The 4,126-nt window shown below is 41.1% G+C and carries 3 protein-coding genes; 1 reads left to right on the top strand and 2 read right to left on the bottom strand.

The features are described from left to right. Nucleotides 1-122 precede the first annotated feature (122 nt). The gene (locus B2V92_RS19115; RefSeq protein WP_293311216.1) at nucleotides 123-1,667 is read right to left on the bottom strand and encodes a glycoside hydrolase family 10 protein; all 1,545 of its coding nucleotides are present in this window, start codon (nucleotides 1,665-1,667) and stop codon (nucleotides 123-125) included. A gap of 204 nt (nucleotides 1,668-1,871) precedes the next feature. On the opposite strand from B2V92_RS19115, the gene B2V92_RS19120 reads away from it, so the two are divergent. Then, nucleotides 1,872-2,774: a hypothetical protein gene (locus tag B2V92_RS19120; protein ID WP_293311218.1), complete on the top strand. Its 903-nt coding sequence runs from the start codon at nucleotides 1,872-1,874 to the stop codon at nucleotides 2,772-2,774. 38 nt (nucleotides 2,775-2,812) lie between these two features. Here the strand turns inward: B2V92_RS19120 and B2V92_RS19125 are convergent. Next, nucleotides 2,813-4,126, bottom strand: a 1,314-nt coding sequence (locus B2V92_RS19125) for a sensor histidine kinase (RefSeq protein ID WP_293311220.1), incomplete at its 5' end; no start/stop codon positions are given.

Genomic DNA, 4,126 nt, shown 5'->3' on the forward strand with positions numbered 1-4,126 from the left:
GTACGACAGCCGGCCCCGACTTCTCGGGGAAGCAATCTTAAAGCGCATGCCGGGCAGCGATCGTTGTAAGATTGCTTCGTCAGCTGAAAAAGCCTTCTCGCAATGACGTTAAATCTGGGCTTCTACTCCTTCGCTAACGGCACCTCTATCCCAACCGGCCCGCTGGGTTCACTTTCATTTTTTAAACGATCGAGTGCAGTTACCAGATAACTATAACGCTTTCCGCTTTCTACACTTGTATCAATAAAGGAAAGATAATCTTCGAAACTTATTTTAATGATGTATTTAGGATCGAGGACCGAAATTTTTTCGCCTTCACTAAAACGGTAAATCACAAAACCCGAAGCGGTTTCGCCATCCTTGGCTTTTAATGGAAGCTGCCATTTTAAATGCACACCATCTTTTAAAGCATCGGCAGTTAATGCCTGTGGCTCGTTTGGCGGTACCTCATCCAGCCATGGCATTTGTGGAGGCAATGCCGGATACTTGTAAAAATCGTTCTTTAACGAATCGCCAACTGCTTTTGCAACGGTACTTAACGATTTTGAACTGAAAAATACACTGCCCTGAATCCTGTTGTTATCCCTTAGGTACCTGATCTGGTTCGGGATTTCGCTCAGGTTTTTCCAGGCGGCTTCTGCACGCGAATTTACAAGATAAGCGCCCTGCCCGATATACACGTGCCTGCCAAAAGTATTATTGCTCCACCAATCAACCAAAATGCCATATGGTGCCACCCTGCGGGTAAACGTAAAATAAATCTGCGGATTGATGTAATCCACCCATCCTTCCCTCACCCATTTACGGCTATCGGCAAAAAGTTCGGCATAATTGGATAAGCCACTGGTTGCCGAACCTTCGGGATCTTCATATTTATTTTTCCAGATACCGAAGGGACTGATCCCGAATTTTACCCATTTTTTATAGTGGTGGATGCTATCATCCAATTGTTTAATCAACAGATCCACATTATTTCTACGCCAATCTTTAATATCGGAGAAATTATTCGGGTATTTATAAAAAGTATTACCATCGTTAATGGTCTGCCCTTCTACCTTGTAAGGATAAAAATAATCGTCGAAATGGATCCCGTCTACATCATATCCCTTTACCACATCCAATATTACCTGTACAATATATTCCCTCACCTCCGGAATACCCGGATCGAACTGTTTTTTGCCGCCATAGGTAAAGAACCAATCGGGATGTTTGCGGTAAACATGATCTTCGCTCAATACTGCCGAACTGCTCATACTGGCCCTGTAGGGATTAAACCATGCGTGCAGTTCCATTCCCCTAAAATGCGCTTCCTTAATGGCAAAAGCCAATGGATCGTACCCCGGTGCGGGTGCTAAACCCTGCTTCCCCATCAGCCATTGGCTCCATGGCTCCCGCGATTTTGCATAAAAAGCATCAGCAGCAGGCCTAACCTGCAAAATAATCGCGTTCATGCCCTGGCTTTTGTGCCTTTCCAAAATTCCGATCAGTTCCTGCTTCTGCTGATCGATGCTTAAACCAGGCTTAGACGGCCAGTCGATATTGGTAACCGTAGCCACCCATACGCCTCTAAACTCCCTTTTTGGTGCAATTTTTGATAAAGGTTGTGCATTTAATATATAAGGTAGTACAGTTAAGGATAAAAGTGCGTATAGGAAGTTTTTAAGCATTATTTCTGTCTTATTTTTTATTCAGGTTGTGTGTTTCTGTTAATTTGGATACAAATGAACATTAGCAAGTAAACGATTTTTTTTAAAAACTCTTATAAGTTTATTAAAAATTTTAATTTGCGCCTCCTAAATTAATTGTGTACCCCCATTTACCTATGGAAGAACAAAAGTATATTAATTTAAAGAAGATACAGCGTTATTAAAATGGAACCACAAAAGATTAATAAGGGTGACAGGAACAAAATTTATTTCCTCGTTATCGTTATAGCGGCTTTAATCGGCACAAATGCTTACCTGTTTTTTAAAGACCGAAAGCAGAGCGAAAGATTTGTAACGGTAAGCGCAGAAAAGGATAAGTTAAGGCTAGAGGTAGAAAAGATTGAGGTGGAGCTGGATAAGGTAAATGCTTTAAATCTTGACCTGAATGATAAACTGGTTGAGGAACAGAAGCTGGCCCGTGTTAAAATCGAAGCGCTTAAAGCTTCTTTAGAAAAAGCACAGATTACCCAGGTAGAGCTGGATAAGGCCAACAAACAGATCAATGAACTGAAAAGCTTTGTAAAAAGTTATAACGAACAGATTATCCAGCTGCAAAAAGACAACATCTTTCTAAAAAACAGTCGCGATAGCCTGCAGAATACGCTTAAAAACATTAGCAATAAAGCTTCAAACCTGGAGAACGAAAACTCCAACCTTAATGCAAAGGTTAAAACCGCAGCAATTTTAAAACTCCAATCGGCCGAAATCATTGCTTTCAGAACAAAATCGAGCGGCAAAAAAGTAGAGGTAACCCGCTCTTCAACAGCAGAAAAATTAAGCGTTCGTTTTACCATCATCCCTAACGAACTTGCAGAAAAAGGCCATCATAACATTTACCTAAGGGTATTCGATCCGGCAGGAAACCTATTGGCCGACGAGAATAACCGTTTTGAGGCCGATGGGCAGGAAATGCAATACAGTCACTCTATCTTTATCAATTACAATAACGACGACAGCACTTTTGTTATCGATTGGGCAAACCCAAAGCCATTTATCAAAGGTATTTATACCGTAATTTTATATGCCGACGGCAATACAATGGGTAAAGCCCAGGTAGAACTGAGGTAAAAATCTAATCGTCCCTATCAATCAGTTACAATTTATTTTTATGCCCTCGGAAAACTTAAATAAAAAGTTGTTCCCAAATCGGCAACCGAACTAAACTTAACCGTTCCGCCCGCATTTTCTACGGCCTGTTTTACAAAGGCCAGACCTAAGCCCGTACCCGATGTTTTGGTGGTAAAGTTGGGCACAAAAATCTTATCGTGCAGTGCCGGCGGAATACCTTTTCCATTATCTTTAATTTCGATATAGGCGTTTTGCTGATCTACATAAACAATAATGGTAATACAGCACAGCGATTCTTCATCAATGGCTTCGATCGCATTTTTAAGCAGGTTATTAAAAGTGCGTAATAACTGGTCATGATCGGCCATTACCTCAATATCGCCATCGCTCTTATTAATTACATCGATGGTTACATTACCGCTGCTTTTAAATACTTCCCTGGCCTGCTCAATAACCGGCATTAGCGATTGGCGTTCCAGATTGGTATCGGGCATTTTAGCGAAATTGGAGAATTCGGAAGCAATTTTCGAAAGGCTATCAATCTGTTCGATGAAAGATTTACTGAATTTGTTGAATTTGAGCTCGAAGTTGGGATCTTTCTCTCTCCACGATTTTTCCAACAGCTGTACACCAAGTTTTAAAGGTGTTAAAGGATTTTTAATTTCGTGTGCTACCTGTTTGGCCATTTCGCGCCATGCACTTTCGCGTTCCGATCGTGCCAGCTTTAATGCACTCGCCTCAAGGGCCGAAATCATGTTATTATACTCTTTAATCAAAACCCCGATTTCATCGTGCCTGCGCCAGATAATCGGCTCGTTACGCTGCCCTATTTTGGTTTTACTGATGCTCTCCTGTATAAACGTTAGCGGACTGGTGATCTGGTTGGCCAAAAATACTGCCAGTACCCCAATCGCCACAAAAACAAGTGCATAGATATTGATCAAATTACTTACAAAAAGTGCAATCTTATCGGTGTATTCCTCCTCGTTCGAATAGTTGGGCAAACCGATATAAGCTATCGTTTTGTTCTGTGCATTCCTGATCGGCGCATAAGCAGCAGCATAGGTTAAATCGCCGATTTTTTCTTTGGGATTGATATACTCGGAGCGATGCATGCTATTAAGGGCGATATAAGCCAACTGTCCCATTTTGCGCCCTATAATTTTATAATTGTAAAGCTTGGGATAAGTGGTCATAATCAGATTGCCCCTCAAATCGTAAAGATTTAGATCGGCATTATTGATATCGGCAAAATTGTTAAAGTCGGCTATGGCATTTTCATCATTCGAAATCATACCGTTATTAAAAACCTGCTTTTCAAAATTCTGCTGACCCTTCCGTATTTTATCTTT

The organism is Pedobacter sp. UBA5917 (assembly GCF_002432345.1).
Taxonomy (GTDB): Bacteria; Bacteroidota; Bacteroidia; order Sphingobacteriales; family Sphingobacteriaceae; genus Pedobacter.

Coding starts and splice junctions, on each gene's coding strand:
- B2V92_RS19115 (WP_293311216.1), bottom strand. CDS start 1,667: ATGCTTAAAAACTTCCTATACGCACTTTTATCCTTAACTGTACTACCT.
- B2V92_RS19120 (WP_293311218.1), top strand. CDS start 1,872: ATGGAACCACAAAAGATTAATAAGGGTGACAGGAACAAAATTTATTTC.